Origin of the sequence: Pseudooceanicola lipolyticus (assembly GCF_002786325.1) — a bacterium.
In the GTDB taxonomy this organism is placed as follows: domain Bacteria; phylum Pseudomonadota; class Alphaproteobacteria; order Rhodobacterales; family Rhodobacteraceae; genus Pseudooceanicola_C; species Pseudooceanicola_C lipolyticus.
On the sequence record NZ_PGTB01000059.1, the window covers coordinates 1 to 23306 of the forward strand.

Here is a 23306-nt window from a genome sequence, read left to right on the forward strand (position 1 = left end):
TGGACGGCACCAGCCTGCGCCTGCGCGGCCAGGTACTGCGCCCCGACGGCTCCGAAGCACTGTCCGAGGACCGAACCTGCCCGGTGGCCGATGGCGCCGCGCTTGGCCGCGAGATGGCTCATGACCTGCTGACCCGCGCCGGCCCCGGCTTCTTCGACTGGCGCGGCTGACCCCACACGCCGCGCGCAAGCATACACGCGACCGGCGCGCGATCAGGCGATGCCGGCCTCAGCCGCGATCGTGGAAGAAATCATAGATCGTCTCGGCCAGCGCGTCGGAAATCCCCTCCACCGCCTTCAGATCGGCGAGGTTGGCGCGGCTCACCGCCTTGGCCGAGCCGAAATGCGCCAGCAGCGCACGCTTGCGGGTGGCACCCACCCCCGGGACCTCGTCCAGCGGCGTGGCGCCCACCGCCTTGGCGCGCTTGGCCCGGTGGGTGCCGATGGCAAAACGGTGCGCCTCGTCGCGCAGGCGCTGGATGAAATACAGCACCGGATCGTTATGGCGCAGGGCGAAGGGGCGCGCGCCGGGGCGGTGGAATTCCTCCTTGCCGGCATCGCGATCGACCCCCTTGGCAACCCCGACCATCGGGATGTCCTCCACCCCCTGCTCGGCCATGATCTGCGCCACCGCGCTGACCTGCCCGGCGCCGCCATCGATCAGCAGCAGATCGGGCCACAGACCCTTGTCGCGGTCCGGATCCTCTTTCTGCAGCCGCTGGAACCGCCGGGTCAGCACCTCTTTCATCATCCCGAAATCGTCGCCCGGGGTCAGCTCGGTGCCCTTGATGTTGAACTTGCGGTACTGGTTTTTCAGGAATCCCTCGGGCCCTGCCACCACCATCGCGCCCACCGCATTGGTGCCCATGATATGCGAGTTATCGTAGATCTCGATGCGCTGCGGCGGCCCGTCCAGGCCAAAGGCCTCGGCAACACCCTGCAACAGCTTGGCCTGCGTCGCGCTTTCCGACATCCGTCGCGCCAGCGATTCCCGCGCATTGCGCAGCGCGCCCGAGATCAGCTCGGCCTTTTCACCGCGCTGGGGCACCAATATCTCCACCTTGCGCCCGGCCTTCTGGCTCAGAGCCTCGGTCATCAGGTCGGCATTGTCGATCGCATCCGACAGGATCACCTGCCGCGGCGGTTCCTTGTTGTCATAGAACTGGCCCAGGAAGGCCTCCAGCACCTCGGCCGGCGCCACGTCCTGCCCGGCACGGGGATAATAATCCTTGTTGCCCCAGTTCTGGTTGGCGCGGATGAAAAACACCTGCACGCAGGCCTGACCGCTTTCCATATGCAGCGCGATCACATCCGCCTCGCGCACGCCTTTGGGATTGATCCCCTGCGACGACTGCACATTGGTCAGCGCGCGGATGCGGTCGCGGATCGCCGCCGCGCGTTCGAATTCCATCGCCTCCGAGGCCGCCGCCATCTGCCCCGCCAGCTCCTCCTGGATCCGGGTCGACCGGCCCTGCAGGAATTGTTCGGCATCGGCAACCGCAGCGGCATAGCCGGCCTTGTCGACCAGCCCCACGCAGGGGCCGGAACAGCGCTTGATCTGGTACAGCAGGCAGGGCCGGGTGCGGCTTTCGAACATCGCGTCCGAACAGTTGCGCAGCAGGAACGCCTTTTGCAGCTGGTTCAACGTGCGATTCACCGCCCCGGCGCTGGCAAAGGGGCCAAAATAGGTGCCCTTTTCCTTCTTAGCGCCGCGGTGCTTCTTGATCTGCGGAAACGCGTGGTTCTTGGCAACGAGGATATTGGGAAAGCTTTTGTCGTCCCGCAGCAGCACGTTGTATTTGGGTTTCAGCTGCTTGATCAGGTTCTGTTCCAGCAGCAGCGCCTCGGTCTCGGTGCGCGTGGTCAGGAACATCATCGAGGCGGTGTCGCGGATCATCCGCTCGATCCGCGGGCTGTGCCCGCCGGGCCGGGCATAGTTTGACACCCGCGCCTTGAGGTTGCGCGCCTTGCCCACATACAAGACCCGCGCCTGCGCATCCAGCATCCGGTAGACCCCGGGCGAGGCGTCGAGCGTCTTCAGATAGCCGTGGATACAGGCATAGCCGGTCGGGGCCGGAGTTTCCGCAGGGTCAGTCAAATCGTCCATGGAACAGAGATATGATTCTCGCGCCATGGCTGCAATCTTGCGCGGGTCTGTTCAAGCACAAACAAATCCACGATTCATGTGGATAAGTTTGGAGATATCTTCTGGGCACATGGAAATTTCCATTGTTTCTCGTACCTTTCCGCAATTTGCGCGAAATTTAGGCGTATTTATAAGATATTGATTTTTCAGTGAAAAAAATCCGACACGGTTCAAGTTTATGAAAATAAAGAAGTTTTTGTAACGGGTCGGTAACGGCTTTGCGAGCGGTGCACAAGTTTCGCCGCTGCCGCCTTATTCCACCCCCAGAACGTCCGGAGTCCGCCAGGCGAGGTGCTGGCCACCATCGACGCAGATCAGCTGCCCGGTCACCGACCCCGCGTCCAGAAGATAGCCCAGCGCCGCGGTGATATCCTTGGGCGCGGCGCCGCGCTCCAGGATAGTGCTGCGCCGCTGATCGGCAAAATGCGCCTCGCTCTGCCGCGCGCCGCGCAGGGTCGGGCCTGGGCCGATGCCGTTGACGCGGATATGCGGCGCCAGCGCCTGGGCGGTGGTGCGCGTCATCGCCCACAGGCCCATCTTGGCGATGGTATAGGTCATGAATTCCGGTGTCGGCTTCCGCACCCGCTGGTCGATCATGTTGACCACCAGGCCGGTGGCCACCGGCTCTCCGGCCGCGTCGATTGCAGCCTCCAGCCCCTGCGCCGCCATCGCCTGGGTCAGCAGGAACGGAGCACGAAGATTGCTGTCCAGGTGCCGGTCCCAGCTGTTCCGCGTGGCGCTGGACAGGTTATCATATTCGAAGATCGAGGCATTGTTGACCAGGCAGGTGATCGGCCCGCCCAGCGCCTCGGCCGCGGCCGGCAACAGTGCCGCGGTCTGATCCTCGTCCAGGAAATCGGCCTGCAGCGCCACCGCCTGCCGCCCCATGGCGCGGATCGCCTCCACCACCTCGGTCGCGGCCTCGGCCGAGCCGGAGTAATGCACCGCCACGTCCTGGCCGCGTCCGGCCAAATACAGCGCCATCTCGCGGCCCAACCGTTTCGCCGCGCCCGTCACAAGGCTGCGTGCCATTGCGTGTCCCTCCCGTCCGATCCCGGCCTTATATCAGTACCGCGGCGATATAGGCCATATAGAGCAGCGTCAGGACAATCCCCCACAGCCGGGTGATGTCCTGGCGCAGGAAGACGAAGGGCACCAGAAGGATCGAAGCGCCCAGCATCACCCACAGGTCGAAGCGCAGGAATTCCGGGTCCACCGGGATCGGGCCGAAAAACGTGGCGATACCGATGATCGCCAGCAGGTTGAACATGTTCGACCCGATGACATTGCCCAGCGCCACATCCGCCTGCCGCCGCAGCGCCGCCATCACCGTGGTCGCCAGCTCGGGCAGCGAGGTGCCAACCGCCACCAGCGTCAGGCCGATCACCGTTTCGCTGACATTGTACATGCGCGCGATGATCGAGGCGTTTTCAACCAGCAGGTTGGCGCCCAGCGGCAGACCGATCAGCCCCAGCACCAGGAAGATGCCGATGCGCCAATAGGGCATGTTGGGATCGGCCTCTTCGATCTCCTCCAGCTCGGAACCATCGCAGCGGTTGTTATTGCGGTGGGCGCGCGCTTCGCAGAAGGAATCCCACAGCATCACGCTCAGCCCGGCCAGCAAAACCAGCCCCGACCACATGGTGAACACACCCAGGAAGGCCAGCCCGATAAACAGCAGCGAGGCCACCAGCATGAAGACATAGGTCTTGCGCGTGTCGCATTCCGAGGTGTGCAGCGCCGCCAGCATCGCCGGCAGGCCCAGAACCAACAGAACATTCGCGGTATTCGATCCCACCACGTTGCCCAGCGCGATGCCCGGCAGGTTGTCGCGGATCGCGCTGATCGAGATCAGCAGCTCGGGCGCCGACGTGCCAAAGGCGACTATGGTCAGGCTGACGATCAGCGCCGGCACACCCAGCCGCAGGCTGAGATTGACCGCGCCGCGCACCAGCGCATCACCCGCCAGCAGCAGGATGACCAGCCCCAGCGCACTCAACAGCCATGGGATCATGAACGCCCCTCTTGCCCGCAGGGACACGACCCCTTGCCAATCCGATAGCGGCCGCAGCGGGGGCATTTCACGTTCTTCAACCGTCCTGCACCGGGAAACCGCCAGCGTCCGAACATGGCCATGACCGCCATGACGACCAGAAACAGGAGAACGATCTTCAGAATCACGTCAGAGTCCAAAGCGCGCGAATTCCGCGCGTTCCTCGATCCCGGCCAGCGCATCCTGCGCCAGCGCGGCTCCAAACCGGGTCCAGAACGGACGGCGCAGGCCATAGCGGCGGAACTTGACCTTGTCGCCATAGCGCGTCTGCATCTCGGGCTTCAGATGGGCGATCCCGTCGATGAGGCCCAGCTCGGCCGCCTGCCGGGCCAGCCAGACTTCGCCGGTGAACAGATCGGCCTTGGTGTCCAGCTTGCTGCCCCGCCGTTCTTTCACCTGCGCGATGAAATTGGCATGCAGCCCGTTCAGCAGGGTGTTCAGCCGCGCGACATCCTCAGGGTTCTCGGGGCGGAACGGGTCCAGCATCGATTTCGACTTGCCCGCCGTGTGCACCCGCCGCTCGACCCCCTGGCGCGCCAGGAAGACATGCGCTCCGAACCCCGCCGCGATCACCCCGATCGAGCCGATGATCGAGCTTTCGTCGGCCAGGATCTCGTCCGCCGCGCTGGCCAGCCAATAGCCGCCCGAAGCGGCCACATCCTCGACAAAGGCGATCACCGGCACGTTGGTCTCGTCCGACAGCCGCCTGATCCGCGCCCCGATCAGCGAGGATTGCACCGGCGAGCCGCCGGGCGAATTGATCTCAAGCGCCACCGCCGCCGGCTTGCCCCGGCGAAACGCCTTTTCCAGCACCGGCGCCAGTGCCTCGTCGGTCAGCGATGCACGCCCGGGCCGGCCGATGGCACCGTTCAAACGCACCACCGACACCAGCGGTGGATTTTTCACGAAAGGGAGCCGCAAGGTCATGGCTTGGCATGTAGAGAGCGGTTCGCCCGTTAACAAGGTGCCGGGGCGCACTGATTTGCAGGTCTTGGGCAATTCGCCGCAGCAAGGGCAAAATTGCAACGCGGCGTTTGCGTGTCGCCGCCCGCCTCAGCTGCGCAGCCGCCAACCGGTGCGGAAGATCCACCAGATCACCATCAGGCACAGCAGGAAGAACAGGCCCACCGCCCCCAGGCTCAGCGCCACGGGCACATCCGCCATGCCGAAGAACGCCCAGCGAAAGCCTGAAATCAGGTACAGAACCGGGTTGAACAGGGTCACGGTCTGCCAGAACGGCGGCAACATCTCGACCGAATAGAACGCCCCGCCCAGGAAAACCAGCGGCGTCACGATCAGCAGCGGCACCAGTTGCAGCTGTTCAAAGCTTTTCGCCCAGATGCCGATGATGAAGCCGAACAGCGCAAAGCTGAGACAGGTCAGCAGCAGAAAGGCCAGCATCGCAAACGGATGCGCCACTTGCAGATCGACAAAAAAGGTCGCGGTGACCAGGATAACCGTGCCGATGAACAGCGTCTTGGTTGCCGCCGCGCCGACATAGCCGGCGAGGATTTCCAGGAAATGCACCGGGGCAGACAGATGTTCATAGATGGTGCCGATGAATTTCGGGAAATAGATGCCGAAGGCCGCGTTCGAGATCGATTGCGTGATCACCGTCAGCATCACCAGCCCCGGCACGATAAACGCCCCATAGCTGACGCCCTCGACCTGCTCGATCCGGCTGCCGATGGCGGCGCCGAACACCACGAAATACAGCGAGGTGGACAGCACCGGCGACAGAAAGCTTTGCAGCAGCGTGCGGAAAAACCGGCTCATCTCGAACCGATAGATCGCGGCGATAGAGGTCAGGTTCATCACGCGCTCTCCGAGACGAGGTCGACAAAGATATCTTCCAGGCTGCTTTGCCGGGTGCGCACGTCGCGCAGCACCAGGCCGGCGGCCGAGATGTCCTTTAACAACGTGGTGATGCCGGTGCGCTCGGCCCTGGTGTCATAGGTGTAAACCAGTGACCGCCCATCATCGGCCAGCTCCAGCCCATAGGTCCCCAACCCCTCCGGCACCTGGTCGAGCGGAGCGCGCAGCTGCACCTCAAGCTGCTTCTTGCCCATCTGCTGCATCAGCTCGGCCTTGTCTTTCACCAACAGCAATTCGCCCTTCGCGATCACCCCGATCCGGTCGGCAATGGCCTCGGCCTCTTCGATGTAATGGGTGGTCAGGATGATGGTGACGCCTTCGGCCTTCATCTGCGCCACCACCTCCCACATGCCGCGCCGCAACTCGACATCGACACCGGCGGTCGGCTCGTCCAGGAACAGCACCCGCGGCTCATGGCTCAGCGCCTTGGCGATCAGCACCCGGCGCTTCATCCCGCCCGAGAGTTCTTTGACCTGGCTGTCCTTCTTCTCCCACAGGCTCAACTGGCGCAGGATCTTCTCGATCAGCGCGTCGTCGCGCCGCTTGCCGAACAGGCCGCGCGAAAACCGCACGGTGTTCCAGACCGTCTCGAACGGTTCCAGCGCCACTTCCTGCGGCACCAGCCCGATCAGCGACCGCGCGGCGCGGAAGTCTTGCGCAATATCGTGGCCGCCGACGCTGACACTGCCCGAACTTGGCGTGACAATCCCGCAAATCGCCGAGATCAGCGTTGTCTTGCCGGCACCGTTGGGGCCCAGCAACGCAAGGATTTCGCCCTCTTCGATCTCCAGCGTCACGCCTTTCAGCGCTTCGAACCCGTTGTCATAGGATTTGCGCAGATCGCGAATGCCCAGAATGGTTGGCATCAATCCTCCCCTCCTCACCGCGCCCTGAACGGGCCGGCGTCACACGCGGTGGCGTCAATCTGGCATCAGCTGCGGCCGGTGATCTTGCCCAGCCAGCCCTTTTTCTCCTCGGATCCCGCCGGCTCGGCGGCGGCCTCCGCCGCTTCGGGTGCGCCGGTACCGCCCAGCTGCTCGACCAGGTTGGTAAAGAACTGGTCGGCCATCTTCTTGGCAAAGCCGTCAATCAGCCGGCTGCCCAGCTGCGCCAGCTTGCCGCCGACCTTGGCCTCGACATCATAGCTCAGCAGCGTGCCACCCGTTTCAGTCGGACTCAGCGTCACCTCGGCGCCGCCCTTGGCAAAGCCGGCGGCACCGCCCTTGCCCTCGCCGGTGATGGTGAGCTTTTCGTTTTCGACCATATCCGACATCGTGACCTGGCCCTTGAACGTGGCTTTCACCGGGCCGACCTTCTGCACCACCGTCGCTTCATAGCCGTCCTGGGGATTGCCGCTCACCTCCTGCGCGCCAGGCACGCAATGCTTGAGAACCTCGGGATCCAGCAACGCGGCATAGACTGTGGCCGGGGCGGCCCCGATTTCACGTTTGTCGCTCATTTGCATGGATTTAGCTCCTCATTCGGGTGTCGCGCTCGGGTTTTCTATCTGACACCGCCAACAACGCCAAGCGCGAAGCGCGCACGGCAAAAGTCGCAAACAGACCTCGACAGACCTCTTTTCTGTGATAGCCCGGACCGGCCCGGTGTCCAGTTTGATACCGGGCCAAGCGAAGGAATTCATCATGCACAGCACGGCCAGCACCCGGCCACTTGCCGGCATCGCGTTTATCATTGCCGGAATGGTGGCGATCTCGATCAACGACATGCTGATCAAGGCGATGTCGGACGGCTATCCGCTGCATCAGATCGTGTTCATACGCTCGGCCATCGGTATCCTGTTAAGCCTGGCGGTGATGCAGTTCGAAGGTGGCTTTCACCTGCTGAAAACCCGCCGGCCGGGGCTGCACGCGCTGCGCGGGCTGCTCGTGGTGATGTCCAACATGTGCTATTTCGTGGCGCTGGCGGTGATGCCGCTGGCCGATGCCACCGCGCTGTTCTTCGTGGCGCCGCTGTTCATCACCCTGCTGTCGGTGCCGCTGCTGGGCGAAAAGATCGGGGCGCTGCGCCTGGGCGCGGTGCTGGTCGGCTTTCTTGGTGTGGTGATCATGCAGCGCCCCTGGGACAGCAGCGGCGAGTTGGGCTTCAGCCGCCTTGTGCTGTTGCTGCCGGTCTTCGCGGCGCTGACCTACGCGCTGATGCAACTGCTGACCCGCAAGCTGGGGGCGACCAGTTCGGCCTCGGCCATGTCGATCTATATTCAATCCGCCTTCGTGGTGGTCTCGCTGGGTTTCTGGCTGGTGGCCGGCGACGGGCGCTTTGCCGAGGGCAGCGACAACCCCAGCCTGCTGTTCCTGTTTCGCGCCTGGATCTGGCCCGAAGACGGCGACTGGTGGCCACTGATCGGGCTGGGCCTGAACTCGGCGGTGGTGGCCTATTGCCTGGCCCAGGCCTATCGCCTGTCCGACGCCGCCACCGTGGCGCCGTTTGAATATGTCGGCCTGCCGATGGCGGTGCTGTGGGGCTGGCTGTTCTGGGCCGAGCTGCCGGCGCTGCCGATCTGGATCGGCATCGCGCTGATCGCCGGTTCGGGCCTGTTCGTGTTCCTGCGCGAAAAGCAGAACGCGCGCCGGGTGGCGCGGGTGGCCGAAGTCAAGGGGCGCTACTGAGCGCAGCGCCCCTGCCCGGTCAGGCCGGAGCCAGGATGGTCATGCCGGTTTCCTCGGCCTTGGCCATCACCATCGGGATATCCGGCTCGGACGGGGCGGGCAGGCTGGTCTGGTCCTCCGGCAGGGCCTGGCCGACGCCGGTAAAGAATGCCTCGTGCATGTGGCCCGGCGCGTTCAGGATCAACAGCCGCGCCGGCGCCTCGCCCACCGCTTGAAAGGCATGGACCGCCCCGTCGGGGATGGGCACGTAATCGCCCGCGCCGGCCAGCCGTTCCTGACCGTCGATCATGAAGCCGACCTGGCCCTCCAACACGTAAAACGCCTCGGTCTCGCCGGCATGATGGTTCGGCGGCGCCCCCGCGCCCACTGGCACCACGCATTCGGCAAGGCAGTACTTGTTTTCCACCTCATCCGGGAAGGCGTGAAAATTCATCAGGATGTTCAGAACATTATAATTGCGTGGACGCTTGGACATGGCCGACTCCGAGTGATTGAAATACCAGACTTATAAGGATACGATAGGTTCATTATAAGACTTTTGTCTCATGAAAGGCAAGCCATGAAAACCGGTCCCGGCAGGACGGCGCAGAAAAACCGAACCCGCAAGGCCATCCTCGACGGCGCCCGCACGCTGCTGGCCGAAGGGCAGCAGGTCACCGTTGCCGCCGCCGCCGAGAAACACGGCATCTCCAAGGCCACCGCCTATCGGTATTTTTCCGATCCGGCGGTCCTGGTCGCCGAGGCCGGGCTGGACATCTCGGTCAGGTCTTACGAAGAGATCACCCGCGACGCCGCCGATCTGCGGCAACGGCTGAAGGCGATCAGTCTCTATTTTTTCGACCTCGCGCTGGAGCACGAGGCGGGGTTTCGCCAATTCGTCAGCATGACCCTGGCAGCCTGGCGCCCCGACCAGTCGCGGCGCACCTCGACGCGCGGCGCCCGCCGCGTCACCATGTATGAACAGGCGTTGGCACAGGATAATGGCGGGCTGACCCAGGCCGAACGGACCCAGCTGGTTCTGGCCCTGACCACCGCCACCGGGTCCGAGGCGATGATCGCGCTGCTGGATGTGGCCGGCACCGATCCCGACACCGCCCGCGCCACCGTGGCGACGCTTGCCGACGCGATTCTCGACGCCTTTCTCGGCCCCTCGGACCCGCCAGCCCAGCGCGCCGGCACGCCACTCGCCCTCTGATTGTGACCGCCGCAGGCTCGGCGCATTCTCGCCTAGAAAACAGGCACTTGCCCGTTTCCGGGCAGGTCCGGTGCAATTCTCCCGATCGCGGGCAGTTGCCCAGCCCGAACTTGTGCCTAATATGAGTTATGGCGAATAACCGGACCTACTTTGACGAGATGATCGCAGGCGAGAACGCCATCAGATCTCCGTATTCCGATTACCATGCCTGGTTCGCCCAGCAGGACACCGACCGGCTGGCGAAAAAGTCGCAAGAGGCCGAGGCTTTCTTCCGGCGCACGGGCATCACTTTCAACGTCTACGGCCAGGCCGAAGCACAGGAGCGGTTGATTCCCTTCGACCTTGTGCCGCGCATCATGGGCAGCCGCGAATGGGCGCGGCTGGCGCGCGGCATCGAGCAGCGGGTCGCGGCGATCAACGCCTTTCTGCACGACATCTACAACCGCCAGGAAATCCTGCGCGCCGGGCGCGTCCCGGTCGACCTGGTGGCCACCAACGAGGCCTTCCTGCCGCAGATGGCCGGGTTCAGCCCGCCGGGCCATGTCTATACCCATATCGTCGGCACCGACCTGGTGCGCACCGGCGAAGGCGATTTCTTTGTGCTGGAAGACAATGCGCGCACGCCGTCCGGGGTCTCCTACATGCTGGAGAACCGCGAGACGATGCTGCAGATGTTCCCCGAGCTGTTCAGCAAGATCAAGGTCAAGCCGGTCAGCGACTATCCCAAGAACCTGCGCCGGTCGCTGATGGCCTGCGCGCCGCGCACCTGCAGCGGCAAGCCGACCATCGCGGTGCTGACGCCGGGCATCTACAACTCGGCCTATTTCGAACATTCCTTCCTGGCCGATCAGATGGGCGCCGAACTGGTCGAGGGCCACGACCTGCGCGTCGTCGACGGCCATATCGCGATGCGCACCACCCAGGGTTACAAGGTGGTCGACGTGATCTATCGCCGGATCGACGATGATTTCCTCGATCCGCTGACCTTCAACCCCGAAAGCATGCTGGGCGTGCCCGGCATCATGGATGTCTACCGCGCCGGCAATATCACCATCGCCAACGCGCCCGGAGCGGGCATCGCCGATGACAAGGCGATCTATTCCTACATGCCCGATATCGTCGAATTCTATACCGGCGAAAAACCGATCCTGCGCAATGTCGAAACCTGGCGCTGCGGCGAGCCGGAGTCCCTGAAATACGTGCTCGACAACCTCAAGGACCTGGTGGTGAAGGAAGTACACGGTTCGGGTGGCTACGGCATGCTGGTGGGCCCCGCCGCGTCGAAAAAGGAACTGGCCGACTTCGCTGACAAGCTCAAGGCGCGGCCGGGCAATTACATCGCCCAGCCAACCCTGTCGCTGTCCACCGTGCCGATCTTCACCCAAAGCGGCCTGGCGCCGCGCCATGTGGACCTGCGGCCGTTCGTTCTGGTATCTCCGAACGGCATCAACATCGTGCCCGGGGGGCTGACCCGCGTCGCGCTGACCGAAGGATCTCTGGTGGTGAATTCCAGCCAGGGCGGCGGCACCAAGGACACCTGGGTGCTGGAGGACTGACAGAATGCTGGGAAAGACGGCAGGCGGGCTCTACTGGATGTTCCGCTACCTTGAACGCGCCGAGAACATCGCCCGGCTGATCGAGGCGGGCTTCCGCATCGCGCTGACCCGGTCCACCGACGCGGAATCGGAATGGAAATCGGTGGTCACGACCTCGGGCGTCAGCGAGGCCTACAGCGCGCAGAACGATAGTTTCACCGCCGCCCTGGTGGTGGATTTCCTGCTGCGCGATCCGGCCAACGCCTCCAGCGTGATGTCGATCACCGGTGCCGCGCGCGACAATGCCCGCCTGGTGCGCACCGCGCTGACCACCGAGGTATGGGAGGCGGTGAACGACAACTGGCTGACCCTGACCTCGCTGCTGGCCCGCCCCGTGCGCGAGACCGAGCTGCCCTCGGTGCTGAACACCATCCGCCAGCAAAGCGCGCTGGTGCGCGGCGCGTTGCACGGCACCATGCTGCGCAACGATATCTACGATTTCTCGCGGCTGGGCACCTTCATCGAACGCGCCGACAACACCGCGCGGATCCTCGACGTGAAATACTACACCCTGCTGCCGCATGCCAATTTTGTCGGCTCGTCGCTGGACAACGTGCAGTGGGAAACCGTGCTGCGCTCGGTCTCGGCGCATCGCTCGTTCCGCTGGCTGGGCGAAAGCGAAATGACCGCCGCGGCCATTGCCGATTTCCTGATTCTCGACCGCCGCCTGCCGCGGTCGCTGTCCTTCTGCGCCAAGCAGATGAGCAATAATCTGGGCCACCTTGCCGATGACTACGGTGAACGGCATACTTGCAACGAGATGGCGGACAAGCTGCGCGCGCGGCTGAAGGGCCGTACCATCCAATCGATATTCGAAGAGGGCCTGCACGAATTCATCACGGGCTTCATTCACGATAACAACGCGCTGGGCCTGCAGATCGAGCAGGATTTTCGGTTCAGCGGCTAAGACGAGATACGCCTGTGCTGCTGACCATTTCGCACACCACCACCTATCGCTATGAAACGCCGGTGCACTATGCCCTGCAACAGCTGCGGATGACGCCCTGCGACAATGTCCAGCAGCGCGTGCTGGACTGGAAGGTCGATGTGGCGGGCGGCGGGCTCGAGGTCAGTTACAAGGATCACCACGGCAACCATGTCGACCTGGTCAATCTCGACCGCGACGCCACCGAGGTGACGATCACCGCCGCCGGGCGGGTCGAAACCACCGATACCGCCGGGATCCTGGGCAATGCCACCTGCCCCCTGCCGCTGTGGTATTTCCGCCAGCAGACCGAACTGACCGAGCCGGGCGACGGCATCCGCGCGCTGGCCGACGAGTTGGGCAAGACCCAGGAAAAGCTCGACGCGCTGCACGCCCTGTCCGAACAGATCCGCAGCAAGGTGGAATATGGCACCGGCGAAACCTATGCCGCCACCGCCGCGGAACAGGCGCTGTCGGGCGGACGGGGCGTCTGCCAGGACCACGCCCAGATCTTCGTTTCGGCGGCGCGCGCCGCAGGTATCCCGGCGCGCTATGTCAGCGGCTACATGATGATGAACGACCGGATCGACCAGGAGGCCAGCCATGCCTGGGCCGAGGCCTGGCTGGATCTGCTGGGCTGGGTTGGCTTCGACATCTCGAACGGCTATTCGCCCGACGAACGCTATGTCCGCATCGCCATCGGGCGCGACTATCGCGATGCCGCGCCGGTCTCGGGGCTGCGGCAGGGCACGGGCGATGAATCGATGATTGTCTCGCTGCAGATTCAACAGTAGAGATCTGCGGACGCTCTGCCGAACCATGATCGGACATTCCGATGACATATTGTGTGGGTCTGCGCCTGAACCGGGGCATGGTCTTCATGTCCGACACCCGGACCAATGCCGGGGTCGACAACTTCTCGACCACGCGGAAGATGTTCACCTTCCACGTCGAAGGCGAGCGGATGATCACCATCATGACCGCCGGCAACCTCGCCACCACGCAGGCGCTGATCAGCCTGCTGGAGGAACGGTCCAAGGCCACCAGTGACCGCGACCCGACGATCCTGCGGGTGCCGTCGATGTTCCAGGTCGCGCGGCTGATCGGGTCAACGCTGCGCGAGATCATTTCGGAAAGCACCGCCGAAGGCGCCACCTCCGATGCCGGATTCCGCGCCACGGTGATCGTCGGCGGCCAGATCAAGGGCGGCCCGCCGCGCCTGTTCCTGATCTATCCCGAAGGCAATTTCATCGAGGCCACCGATGACACGCCGTTCTTCCAGATCGGCGAAACCAAGTACGGCAAGCCGATCCTGGTGCGCCGCTATGACCCCGAGATGAGCTTTAGCGAGGCGGTCAAGCTGCTGCTGGTCTCCTTCGATTCCACCGTCAAGGCCAACCTTTCGGTCGGCCTGCCCTTCGATCTGCAGACCTACGAGATCGACACCTTCCGCGTGCACAAGCAGATCCGAATCGAACAGGACGACCCGACCTATCAGTCAATCTCGACCGGCTGGGGCGACGCGCTGCGCGCCGCCTTCGACCTGCTGCCGTCTTACGAGCTCTGACGCCGGCGGAAACAATGCCTGATGCCTCTTTGGCGATTGTGTCGGAGAAGCGTAACAGACCTGGCGGCCATTGTTCGCCAATTGGAAACAACCCAACCTTTCATAGGGTTATTGTTTCCAAGACTCCCTGACCAAAGCCGCGCCGCCCCGGCAAATTACCCGAAATTTTCGCAGCGCCGCCCCAAACCAGCCCGAATCCGGCCAGATACTGCCGCCATCGCATCGTTGGGGAGCACGCCTATGCACGCCGCATCTTTTGATCCGTATCGGGATCACCCGTTTGCCCAAGCTTCCCTAAGCTGACACTCTTGGCCCTGCGCACACCAGCCCGGCCGGGACCGCCCGGCCGGAACGGCAGGCACCGCAGCGTCACCGCACTGCCGGGCGGTTCTCACTCCACCGCCCCCGACACGAACGAAGGACGACCCGAATGAATGATCTCAGAGGCGGCGCAACCTTGATCCGGGGCCAGCATCGCGCCGGCTTCCGGGACCTTGACGAGTTCTGGCAGCGGCTGAACGGGCTCGACGCCGAAATCCGGGCGCTGGCGCCGCATGCGCCGGGCTTTGTCCAAGACACCATCAACCGCACGCTGGACCGCATCGTTGCCTTCGAACCCTCGATCAGCGTGATCGGCCAGGTCAAGGCCGGCAAAAGCTCGTTGCTGAACGCGATGATCGGCGAGACCGGGCTGCTGCCCTCCGACGTCAACCCGTGGACCTCGGTGATCACCGGCGTGCATATTAACAGCCGCAACCGCCCGCCCAAGACCCGCGCGCTGTTCCGCTTTTTCGACGCCGCCGAATGGGACCGCCTGGTGGAAACCGGCGGCCGCCTGGGCGAGATGGCGCAACGATCGGGATTCGAGACCGAGGCCGGCGAGATCCGCAAGCAGGTCATGGAGATGCGCCGCACCACCGAAGAGCGGCTGGGCGAGGAATTCACCGGCCTGCTGGGCACCAGCCACGCCTTTCCCGAGATCGAGAAACAGGTGATCGACCGCTATATCTGCTATGGCGATCCCGAAGATGACGCGATGGCCCAGGACGGCGTTTATGCCGACCTGACCAAATCCGCCGATCTCTATATCGACCTGCCCGGCTATCCCAAGGGGCTGTGCCTGCGCGACACGCCCGGCGTGAACGACACTTTCATGATGCGCGAACAGATCACCCTGAACGCGATCAGCGAAAGCCGCGTCTGCCTGGTGGTGCTGTCGGCGCATCAGGCGCTTTCGACCATGGATATGGCGCTGATGCGGATCATCTGCAGCGTCGAGGCGCGCGAGGTGCTGATCTTCGTCAACCGGATCGACGAACTGGCCGATCCGGTGAACGAATTGCAGGACATTCATGCCAACATCCAAAAGACCCTGCGCAATGCCGGCGTCGGCGCCGATGTCGAGGTGCTGTTCGGCAGCGCCTATTGGGCCAATTGCGCCCTGGACGGCAGCTGGGACGGCATGTCGCCCGGCAGCCGCGCCGCGCTCGACCGGATCCTGGCCGAGGCCGGGATCGCCGCCGCCGATCCCGCCGATATGCCGCAATTCCTGCTCAGCGCCTCGGGCATCGAGGAACTGCACCGCGCCATCGTCAAACGGGTGATCGAAGGCCCCGGCGCGGCAATCATGCGCGACCTCGAAACCGAACTGGAAAACATCACCCGGATGATCGAGACGGTGACCACCGCCGCCAGCGGCCAGCCGGACAAACCCGCCATCGAGATCGACACCGAAACCGTGCGCGCCACGCTCGCCCAAATCCGCAAGGCGGCGGAGGACCAGTTCGACGCCGCCGCCGTGGAGTCGCGCGAGGCGCTGACCGGCCGGCTCCAGAAATCGCAGGACGCCTTCATCGATTCGGCGATGGAGGCGCTGGGCTCGCACCTGTCCGCCTTTGGCGAAAAACAGGGCTGGTCCTATGGCGTCACCAGCCTGCGGATGATGATGCGAACGGCATTCTTTTCCGCCAGCGCCACGCTCAAGCGAGATACCAATGATTGCCTCGGCACGGCGCTTGCATCCTACCAGTCCTTGATGTGTGATAAGCTGGGGATGCAACCAGAGGATGTAGAGATGGAACTGCCGCCATCGCCCCGGCAAAAACCGCCGACAGCGCTGGCAAAGACCCTGACGCTGGATCTGCAATCCGGCGGCTGGCGGCGATTCTGGCGGTTTGGCCGCAGCGGCCGGCCGGACAAGCGGCACGAAACGCTGATCCGAGCCGAAACCGACCCGATGGTCGACGAACTTTTGACCGATTACTTCGACCCCAGCGTGGCGGAACACCGCGAAGTGCTGGCCGGGTTCCTTGACGACCAGGAGAACTTCGTGAACGCCGTGCTGGACTATGTCGATACCGGCGAATCGGAGCAAGACGGGGGCGTAACCGAAGTGAGGGAGAATGTGGCGTGATGCTTGATCATGACGAAGCCAGCCTGTCCGGCACGGCGCAGCGCCTGCCCCGGATCCTGATCGCCGGCGAATTCAGCGCCGGCAAGTCGCAGCTGATCAATGCGCTGGCGGGCCAGAAGGTGGTGCCGTCGGGGGTGACCGCAACCGCGCTGCCACCGGTCTGGCTGGTCGGCGGGGCGCAGGGAATCACCCGCGTCGACAGCAATGACCAGGCCAAGCCGGTCGACCGGCTGACCGGCGCCGGGGTGATGTCGACCAAATATTTCATCCTCGGCTCGGACGCGCCGCTGCTTGCCTCGTTCGACCTGATCGACACGCCGGGCAGTTCCGACCCCAACATGCCCGCCGATTGCTGGGAACGCATGCTGGGCTATGCCGATATGGTGATCTGGTGCACCAATGCGGTTCAGGCCTGGCGGCAAAGCGAAAAGGCGGTGTGGGACGAGATGCCCGAACATCTGGTCGGCACCGGGATGCTGCTGCTGACCCATCTGGACAAACTGCACGACACCCGCTCGTGCGACAAGCTGATGCGCCGGGTGCGGCGCGAGGCCGGCGATTACTTTGGCACCATCTGCGGCGCCTCGCTGATCGATCCCGATCATATCACCGAACTGGCCGCGGAAATCGCCGCCCAGGCCGCGGCGCTTACCGTCCTGCCCGGTGCCGAGGCCCCGGCGGTGGACAGGGCGCGCAACCCGGAGCCCGCGGCGGAACAGCCCGCGGATGTGCAGGCCGTTGTCCCGCGCCGGGTCAAGGCGCGGCATGTGCCGGAAACGGCCGGACACGGCAACGGTGTGGTGCCTTTGTTCGATCCGACCACCAAAGCCGTTGCCGAAACCGACGGATTGGTGGACAACTACGGAGCGACTCCGAAAACGCCTGCTGCCACGGGCGGGGTCGCCACCGAAACATGGGAACGACTCACTCGGGGCCACGACTTGACCCGACCGGACATTTTGAACGCCTGCATCGCGCAGCTGCTCGGGGAACTCGATGGAGAGTTCGAACGTATGCACTGGCGTCAGGACACTCAGTTGCGCAGCGGCCCGCGGGGCTGAGGCACCACAAGACCCGGCGGCGGTGCGCCGCCGGACCAAGACCAAGGGGGGCGAAGGGTGCAGATTGCGGCCTTTCAGAAACAGGAACTCGATTTTCTGCGCGGCACGCTCGACGGGCTGCTGTCGGTTTCGGGCAAGGCAGGGCAACCGGCCTTCGAGGAAATCCGCGACCAGCTCGATGCCTGGGCCGCCAAGGTTGCGGTGATCGGCCAGGTCAAGGCCGGCAAATCCACGTTCCTGAACGCCTTCCTGAACGAGACCGAACTGCTGCCCTCGGACGTGAATCCGTGGACCTCGGTGGTCACCAACATGCGGATCAACCTGCCCAATGATCCGGCCTCGGGCGCGAGTTTCCAGTTTTATGACGAAGCCGCCTGGAACGAGATCCTGAACGGCACCACCGAGATCCGCACGTTGGCCGAACAGCTGCTGCCCGGTTTTGACACCGCGCTGCTGCGCCGCCAGACCGAGGCGATGCGCGATCGCGCCCGCCGCCGCCTGGGCGCGCAATACGAAACCCTGCTGGGCACCTCGCACAATTACGAGGTGGCCACCCCGCACCTGCTGCAACGCTATGTCTGCGCCGGCTCGGCCTCGGATCTCGAACATCACAAAAGCGCTCCGGGCCGCTATGCCTCGATCACCCGCTCGGCCGATCTCTACCTGCGGCTGCCGGAATTCCAGGTGCCGGTGGTTGTCACCGACACGCCCGGCGTCAACGATCCGTTCCTGGTGCGCGACGAGTTCACCTGCCGCAGCCTCGACCGGTCGGATATCTTCATCGTGGTGCTGTCGGCGCATCAGCCGCTGACCGAGGTCGATATCGCGCTGCTGAAAATCCTGGCCCAGCAGGACACCAAGGATGTGTTGATCTTCATCAACCGCATCGACGAGCTGGACGAATACGACACCGACGTGCCGCTGGTGATCAGCGATGTCGCCCAGCGCCTGCGCGCGGCGATCCCGGATGTCGAATTCACCATCCAGGCCGGCAGCGCCTATTTCGCCGTGTTGGCCCTGCGCGACGATGACGAGGCGGCGCTGATCCGCGATGCGCTGGATGACGGCCAATTGGCCGATTACCTGCGCAGCCGGTTCGGCCATGTCCCCGCCGATCAGCGCGCGCGCTTCCTGCTTGCTTCGGGAATGGGCGAAATCAAACGGGCGCTCTCCACCATCATCGACCACGGCACCGGCTGCCGGCAGCTGAAACAGCTTCTGGAAGACATGCGAGCCGAAATCGCCGGCCAGCTTTTTGCGGCCCGGCGCGAACGCGAATCGGTTCAGCTTCAGGTCGAACGCGCCAGCGCCGCCGAGGCGCAGGCCCAGCTGGAAAGCGACCTGACGGCCCTGACCGAACTTGGCACCGGGCTGGAGCGCCTGCAGGACAGCGCCGCATTGGAAATCGACGAGGTGGTGAACAAGGCCTGGACCGCGCTGGAAACCAGCCTGAACAGCGAAGTCGGCCAGTTCATCCACCAGCAGAATGACCGGCTGTCCGACATGGTCCGCTATGACCGGGGCGAATCGGACGCGCTCGATATCGACCTGCTGCCGCTGCAACAGCGGATGGACGAGATCATTCGCAGCCAATTCGACCGCGCCCGAACCGCCACCGACAGATTGCTGGCCACCTGCCTGGACGCCACGCTCGAGCAGATTCGCGCCCGGTTCGACGATCTCGACGAGGGAATCACCCTGGATCAATTGCCGTTCGACAGCTTTGCCTCGACGCTGACCCTGTCCAAGCGCAAGCTGAATATCGGCCTGGTGAAACAGCGCAGCTGGCGGTTCTGGCGCGGCCGCGAAATCGACGCAGAGTCCACGCTCAGTGCGATCCGCAGCCTGATTGCGCTGGAAATCCGCCCCGCCATCGGCAAGATTTTGAAGGCCTTCAACGAGGCCCAGACCGAACGCGCCGATGCCGGCAAGGCCCGCCTGCGGGTGGCCCTGCGCGCGGTCGAAGCGGCCACCGCCGCACGCAAGCAGCGGCTGAACCAGGCCCAGCTTGAATCCGGCCGCGACCCCGCCCGCGCCGCGCAACAGGCCCACCGGATGCAAAGCGAGCTTGAAGTTCTCGAGCGCAGGTTGCAGCATCTAGCCACCCATGACAGCAATCTCGCCCGGGCCTCGCTGGCCCATGCGGCCTAAACGGACGGATCAGATGAACCGCAAGGGTACCATGGCGAACGGCCCCGCACCCCAGGCACAGCCCGGCCGCTTGTTGCGGCTGGTGGTCGGGGGCGAGATTCGGTCGGGCAAGTCCACGGTGATCAACGCCATGCTGCGCGACAATGTGATCCCGCAGTTCCGCGGCGACCAGAATCGCCCGGTGATGGTGGTCCGGCACCGCGAAACCCCCGGCCTGCTGGTGCATTACCAGGATGGCAGTCTGCGCCCCTATCGCAGCTTTGCCGATTGCGGCAGCCTCGACGGCGCCCGCCTGTGCGAGATCGATGTCTATGCGCCGCACCTGGCCGCCTTCGAGATTGTCGAACTGCCCTTCTATCATGACGGCCACGTGACCGAGGAAACCTTCGAGGCGATGAGCGCCGCGGATGTCTTCATCTGGGTCACCATCGCCTCGCAGGCCTGGCGGCTCTCCGAACGTGCCATCGTCCAGCGCCTTCCGCGCGCCCTGCGCGCCCGCTCGGTCATCGTCGCCTCGCGCGCCGACAAGCTGACCCAAAGCAGCGATTGGGACCGGATCTCGGAACGGCTGTCGATCGAGGCGGGCGAGTTCTTCAGCGGCGCGATCCCGATCTGCGGCGCCCGTCGCCTGATTGCCGAAACCGCCGGATCAGACGAACAATGGCATGCCAGCGGCGGCGACGTCCTGACCGAGGCGCTGTCGGGCTTTGCCCGCGAGCTATTGACCGCCGAAGCCGAGGAACCGGCCCCCGCAGCGGCGCCGGGCGACGACAATGTCATCGCCTTCCGCGCCAGCGGCCAGCCCACCGCGGCCGAACCAGAGGCCGAACCAGAGCAGCCCGCCGCCGCCAAACCGGTGCCCGAGACCCTGTCCTCGCTGGCCGCCTCGGTCTATGGCGTCAGCACCGCGGGCCTCTGCGACGGCGGGGCGCTCACGGTTCTGGCTGGAGAGGAAGAGACCGCGCGCATCGCCGCCTCGGTCAGCGCCGATTGCCTGCGCAACCGCCGCGGCAATTACCAGCTGATCGGTGAAACCGAGAACAGCAGCGAGGTTCAGGTGCGGATGGCGGGGCATTTCCTGCTGTGCCGCCGCGCCGGCCATGATGGCGCCTTTGTCTTCCTGCTCTGTGACGAAGACCACATCAACCCGGCGCTGGCCCGCACCGCCATCCGCCGGATGTGCCAGATCTACGAAACCGGCCTGATCTGACTTAAGACCAGCCTACCGGTTCGACCCGCCGCGTTTGACCTGCACATTGAACAGGTCATTCGACAGCGCGGCGCCGGTGGTCAGCCCATCCAGCACCACCGCCGTGCGCGCGCCCTGCTCGTTGGTGATGATCCATTGCCGCAAGGCCACCGGATCGGCGGAAAAGGTCAGGTCGATATGGCCGTATTCCGGGTTGTCCGGATCCTGCGCCCGCACCACCGTCAGATCGCCCTCGGTGCTGTGGCCCACCACCATATTGGCGCGGTCCAGGTCGACCTCGGACGCCAGGATGATCGACAGCGGAGTCCGTTTCAGCGGATAGGTCTCGGGCGGCTGGTTCGACTTGGTGTCATGCACGATCACCGTGCCGCTGCCGGCAATCACCACGCCGCTATTGGGCGGGTCATATTCGAACCGCATCCGCCCCGGCCGCTTGATATACAGCGTCCCGGTCGAACGCGACCCGTCCTCGTTAAATTGGGTAAAGCTGCTTTCCGCGGTCTCGATCCCGTTCAGATAGGCCGAGATATCACCGAGCGGCAGCGTGTCCTGCGCCGGGGCGCTGACGGGAAAGGCCACGGCCAGCGCCATGGCAAGAGCGGTAAGGATGCGTTTCATGGACCCCAGATAATCCCGGTACGGCACGGTTGTAAGGCCTGAAACGCATCACAAATGCGCGTGGTTCCGCGGGATCCCGCGCAACGCCGCTATTGCGGTTCGGGCACCAGGATCTCGCGCTTGCCGACATGGTTGGCAGGCGACACCAGCCCCTCGTCTTCCATCTGCTCGACCAGCCGCGCGGCCTTGTTATAGCCGATCGCCAGCTTGCGCTGGATATACGAGGTGGAGCATTTGCGATCCTTGATCACGATCTGCACCGCGGTGTCATACAGCGCATCCTCGCCATCGGTATTGCCGCCCAGCCCCAGCACCATGTCGATATCGCTTTCGCGGTCCTCGTCCGGCCCCTCGACCACGCCGCCGATATAGGCGGGCGGGCCAAAGGCCTTCAGGTGGTTCACCACCTCCTCGACCTCTTCGTCCGACACGAAGGGCCCGTGGCAGCGGGTGATCTTGGCGCCGCCGGCCATATACAGCATGTCGCCCTGACCCAGCAGCTGCTCGGCCCCCATCTCGCCCAGGATGGTGCGGCTGTCGATCTTCGAAGTCACCTGGAAGGAGATCCGCGTCGGGAAGTTGGCCTTGATGGTGCCGGTGATCACATCGACCGAGGGCCGCTGGGTGGCCATGATCAGGTGAATGCCGCTGGCCCGCGCCATCTGCGCCAGACGCTGGATGCAGGCCTCGATCTCCTTGCCCGCCACCATCATCAGGTCGGCCATCTCGTCGACGATCACCACGATGAAGGGCATCGCCTCGGGGGCGAATTCCTCGGTCTCGAAGACCGGTTCGCCGGTCTCGTCATCAAAACCGGTCTGCACCGTGCGGCTGAACATCTCGCCCTTGGCCAGTGCGTCGCGCACCCGGCCGTTATAGCCCTCGATGTTGCGCACGCCCATCTTGGACATCTTGCGATAGCGTTCTTCCATCTCGCCGACGACCCATTTCAGGGCGACCACCGCCTTTTTCGGGTCGGTCACCACCGGCGACAGCAGGTGCGGAATGCCGTCATAGACCGACAGTTCCAGCATCTTGGGGTCGATCATGATCAACCGGCACTGGTCCGGGGTCAGCCGGTACAGCAGCGACAGGATCATCGTGTTGATCGCCACCGATTTGCCCGAACCGGTGGTCCCGGCGATCAGCAGGTGGGGCATCTTGGCCAGGTTGGCCACCACCGGCCCGCCGCCGATATCCTTGCCCAGCGCCAGCGGCAGGCTCATGTTGGTATCGCCGAAATCGCGGGCGGCGAGAATCTCGCGCAGCACCACCATCTCGCGGTTGTCATTGGGCAGTTCGATGCCGATCACCGACCGGCCCGGCACCGTCGACACCCGCGCCGACAGCGCCATCATCGACCGGGCGATATCGTCGGCCAGGCCGATCACCCGGCTGGCCTTGAGGCCCGGCGCCGGTTCCAACTCGTACATGGTGACCACCGGGCCGGGGCGGACCGACACGATCTCCCCTTTGACGCCGTAATCGTCCAGCACGTTTTCCAGCATCCGGGCGTTTTCTTCCAACGCCTCGTCCGACAGGTGGTGGCGCTGGATGCTGGCCGGGTTGGTCAGCAGCCCCAGCGGCGGCAATTCGAACTCGCTCGATTCCTCGTCAAAGGCCAGCGTCGGCTGCGCCTCGGCCTGGGCGCGGCGCGATGGCGCCGGCGCCTTGCGCGCCGGATTCTGCACCACCTTGCGCGGCTCGGCCACCGGCACCTGTGCCACTGGCTTTTGCGGCATCGGCGGCAGCGGTTCGTCGAAATCATCCGCGTCGTCAAACGGCATCACGTCCAGGTCGTCTTCCGGCTCGGGCGCCGGCGGCACGTTCAGCCGCGCCTGGGCCTGCGCGCGCGTCACCGGGGGCTCGGG

Annotated in this window: 20 protein-coding genes and 1 pseudogene; 11 read left to right on the top strand and 10 right to left on the bottom strand. The window is 64.4% G+C overall.

Annotation, left to right across the window (positions count from 1 at the left end):
• Positions 1-170, top strand: a pseudogene (locus CVM52_RS27730) (hydroxymethylbilane synthase); the annotation flags it as partial.
• Between the two features lie 58 nt (positions 171-228).
• Here the strand turns inward: CVM52_RS27730 and uvrC are convergent.
• The 7 genes from uvrC to CVM52_RS14030 all read right to left on the bottom strand — a co-directional run bounded on the left by uvrC (position 229) and on the right by CVM52_RS14030 (position 7538).
• Entirely contained in the window at positions 229-2106 is a 1878-nt protein-coding gene (gene uvrC / locus CVM52_RS13995; protein WP_100163115.1) for an excinuclease ABC subunit UvrC, read from the bottom strand.
• A gap of 291 nt (positions 2107-2397) precedes the next feature.
• Positions 2398-3177, bottom strand: a complete 780-nt coding sequence (locus CVM52_RS14000; protein ID WP_100163116.1) for an SDR family oxidoreductase — start codon at positions 3175-3177, stop codon at positions 2398-2400.
• Positions 3178-3205: 28 nt separating this feature from the next.
• Positions 3206-4159, bottom strand: coding sequence for a calcium/sodium antiporter (locus CVM52_RS14005; protein WP_100163117.1), 954 nt, complete (start codon positions 4157-4159; stop codon positions 3206-3208).
• A gap of 168 nt (positions 4160-4327) precedes the next feature.
• Positions 4328-5125: a S49 family peptidase gene (locus tag CVM52_RS14015; RefSeq protein ID WP_100163119.1), complete on the bottom strand. Its 798-nt coding sequence runs from the start codon at positions 5123-5125 to the stop codon at positions 4328-4330.
• A 126-nt stretch (positions 5126-5251) separates the two neighbouring features.
• Complete coding sequence (locus CVM52_RS14020; protein ID WP_100163120.1) at positions 5252-6013, bottom strand: ABC transporter permease; 762 nt, start codon at positions 6011-6013, stop codon at positions 5252-5254.
• Complete coding sequence (locus CVM52_RS14025) at positions 6013-6939, bottom strand: ABC transporter ATP-binding protein (protein WP_100163121.1); 927 nt, start codon at positions 6937-6939, stop codon at positions 6013-6015. Before CVM52_RS14025 ends, CVM52_RS14020 begins: the two co-directional genes overlap by 1 nt.
• A 65-nt stretch (positions 6940-7004) precedes the next feature.
• Positions 7005-7538 (bottom strand): SRPBCC family protein, encoded by a 534-nt coding sequence (locus CVM52_RS14030; RefSeq protein WP_100163122.1) that lies wholly within the window; start codon positions 7536-7538, stop codon positions 7005-7007.
• Between the two features lie 178 nt (positions 7539-7716).
• Here CVM52_RS14030 and CVM52_RS14035 point away from each other — a divergent pair, with 178 nt between their 5' ends.
• Positions 7717-8700, top strand: a complete 984-nt coding sequence (locus CVM52_RS14035; RefSeq protein ID WP_100163134.1) for a DMT family transporter — start codon at positions 7717-7719, stop codon at positions 8698-8700.
• A gap of 19 nt (positions 8701-8719) precedes the next feature.
• On the opposite strand, the gene CVM52_RS14040 is transcribed toward CVM52_RS14035, so the two are convergent.
• Positions 8720-9175, bottom strand: a complete 456-nt coding sequence (locus CVM52_RS14040) for a cupin domain-containing protein (RefSeq protein WP_100163123.1) — start codon at positions 9173-9175, stop codon at positions 8720-8722.
• An 84-nt stretch (positions 9176-9259) separates the two neighbouring features.
• Between CVM52_RS14040 and CVM52_RS14045 the strand changes: the two genes are divergently transcribed.
• The 9 genes from CVM52_RS14045 (at position 9260) to CVM52_RS14085 (ending at position 20817) form a co-directional block, all read left to right on the top strand.
• Positions 9260-9895, top strand: a complete 636-nt coding sequence (locus CVM52_RS14045; RefSeq protein WP_100163124.1) for a TetR/AcrR family transcriptional regulator — start codon at positions 9260-9262, stop codon at positions 9893-9895.
• 128 nt (positions 9896-10023) lie between these two features.
• Entirely contained in the window at positions 10024-11451 is a 1428-nt protein-coding gene (locus CVM52_RS14050) for a circularly permuted type 2 ATP-grasp protein (protein WP_100163125.1), read from the top strand.
• A gap of 4 nt (positions 11452-11455) precedes the next feature.
• Positions 11456-12397, top strand: coding sequence for an alpha-E domain-containing protein (locus CVM52_RS14055; RefSeq protein WP_100163126.1), 942 nt, complete (start codon positions 11456-11458; stop codon positions 12395-12397).
• Between the two features lie 14 nt (positions 12398-12411).
• Positions 12412-13209: a transglutaminase family protein gene (locus CVM52_RS14060; RefSeq protein ID WP_100163127.1), complete on the top strand. Its 798-nt coding sequence runs from the start codon at positions 12412-12414 to the stop codon at positions 13207-13209.
• Between the two features lie 41 nt (positions 13210-13250).
• Complete coding sequence (locus tag CVM52_RS14065) at positions 13251-13982, top strand: proteasome-type protease (protein WP_100163128.1); 732 nt, start codon at positions 13251-13253, stop codon at positions 13980-13982.
• Between the two features lie 430 nt (positions 13983-14412).
• Complete coding sequence (locus CVM52_RS14070; RefSeq protein ID WP_100163129.1) at positions 14413-16395, top strand: dynamin family protein; 1983 nt, start codon at positions 14413-14415, stop codon at positions 16393-16395.
• Entirely contained in the window at positions 16395-17456 is a 1062-nt protein-coding gene (locus CVM52_RS14075; protein ID WP_100163130.1) for a GTPase, read from the top strand. Before CVM52_RS14070 ends, CVM52_RS14075 begins: the two co-directional genes overlap by 1 nt.
• A gap of 57 nt (positions 17457-17513) precedes the next feature.
• Positions 17514-19607 carry a dynamin family protein gene (locus tag CVM52_RS14080; RefSeq protein WP_100163131.1) on the top strand — a complete coding sequence of 698 codons (2094 nt, stop codon included), beginning with the start codon at positions 17514-17516 and terminating at the stop codon, positions 19605-19607.
• A 13-nt stretch (positions 19608-19620) separates the two neighbouring features.
• Positions 19621-20817 carry a dynamin family protein gene (locus tag CVM52_RS14085; RefSeq protein ID WP_172721003.1) on the top strand — a complete coding sequence of 399 codons (1197 nt, stop codon included), beginning with the start codon at positions 19621-19623 and terminating at the stop codon, positions 20815-20817.
• A 12-nt stretch (positions 20818-20829) separates the two neighbouring features.
• Here the strand turns inward: CVM52_RS14085 and CVM52_RS14090 are convergent, their stop codons facing one another.
• Both CVM52_RS14090 and CVM52_RS14095 read right to left on the bottom strand, forming a co-directional pair.
• Entirely contained in the window at positions 20830-21435 is a 606-nt protein-coding gene (locus CVM52_RS14090; protein ID WP_100163133.1) for a LolA family protein, read from the bottom strand.
• 89 nt (positions 21436-21524) lie between these two features.
• The coding region (locus tag CVM52_RS14095) for a DNA translocase FtsK (RefSeq protein WP_276308640.1) at positions 21525-23306 on the bottom strand (1782 nt) is incomplete at its 5' end.

Excerpts from the sequence above, each read along its gene's own strand:
- uvrC (WP_100163115.1), bottom strand. The coding sequence starts at position 2,106 with ATGGACGATTTGACTGACCCTGCGGAAACTCCGGCCCCGACCGGCTAT.
- CVM52_RS14000 (WP_100163116.1), bottom strand. The coding sequence starts at position 3,177 with ATGGCACGCAGCCTTGTGACGGGCGCGGCGAAACGGTTGGGCCGCGAG.
- CVM52_RS14005 (WP_100163117.1), bottom strand. The coding sequence starts at position 4,159 with ATGATCCCATGGCTGTTGAGTGCGCTGGGGCTGGTCATCCTGCTGCTG.
- CVM52_RS14015 (WP_100163119.1), bottom strand. The coding sequence starts at position 5,125 with ATGACCTTGCGGCTCCCTTTCGTGAAAAATCCACCGCTGGTGTCGGTG.
- CVM52_RS14020 (WP_100163120.1), bottom strand. The coding sequence starts at position 6,013 with ATGAACCTGACCTCTATCGCCGCGATCTATCGGTTCGAGATGAGCCGG.
- CVM52_RS14025 (WP_100163121.1), bottom strand. The coding sequence starts at position 6,939 with ATGCCAACCATTCTGGGCATTCGCGATCTGCGCAAATCCTATGACAAC.
- CVM52_RS14030 (WP_100163122.1), bottom strand. The coding sequence starts at position 7,538 with ATGCAAATGAGCGACAAACGTGAAATCGGGGCCGCCCCGGCCACAGTC.
- CVM52_RS14035 (WP_100163134.1), top strand. The coding sequence starts at position 7,717 with ATGCACAGCACGGCCAGCACCCGGCCACTTGCCGGCATCGCGTTTATC.
- CVM52_RS14040 (WP_100163123.1), bottom strand. The coding sequence starts at position 9,175 with ATGTCCAAGCGTCCACGCAATTATAATGTTCTGAACATCCTGATGAAT.
- CVM52_RS14045 (WP_100163124.1), top strand. The coding sequence starts at position 9,260 with ATGAAAACCGGTCCCGGCAGGACGGCGCAGAAAAACCGAACCCGCAAG.
- CVM52_RS14050 (WP_100163125.1), top strand. The coding sequence starts at position 10,024 with ATGGCGAATAACCGGACCTACTTTGACGAGATGATCGCAGGCGAGAAC.
- CVM52_RS14055 (WP_100163126.1), top strand. The coding sequence starts at position 11,456 with ATGCTGGGAAAGACGGCAGGCGGGCTCTACTGGATGTTCCGCTACCTT.
- CVM52_RS14065 (WP_100163128.1), top strand. The coding sequence starts at position 13,251 with ATGACATATTGTGTGGGTCTGCGCCTGAACCGGGGCATGGTCTTCATG.
- CVM52_RS14070 (WP_100163129.1), top strand. The coding sequence starts at position 14,413 with ATGAATGATCTCAGAGGCGGCGCAACCTTGATCCGGGGCCAGCATCGC.
- CVM52_RS14075 (WP_100163130.1), top strand. The coding sequence starts at position 16,395 with ATGCTTGATCATGACGAAGCCAGCCTGTCCGGCACGGCGCAGCGCCTG.
- CVM52_RS14085 (WP_172721003.1), top strand. The coding sequence starts at position 19,621 with ATGAACCGCAAGGGTACCATGGCGAACGGCCCCGCACCCCAGGCACAG.
- CVM52_RS14090 (WP_100163133.1), bottom strand. The coding sequence starts at position 21,435 with ATGAAACGCATCCTTACCGCTCTTGCCATGGCGCTGGCCGTGGCCTTT.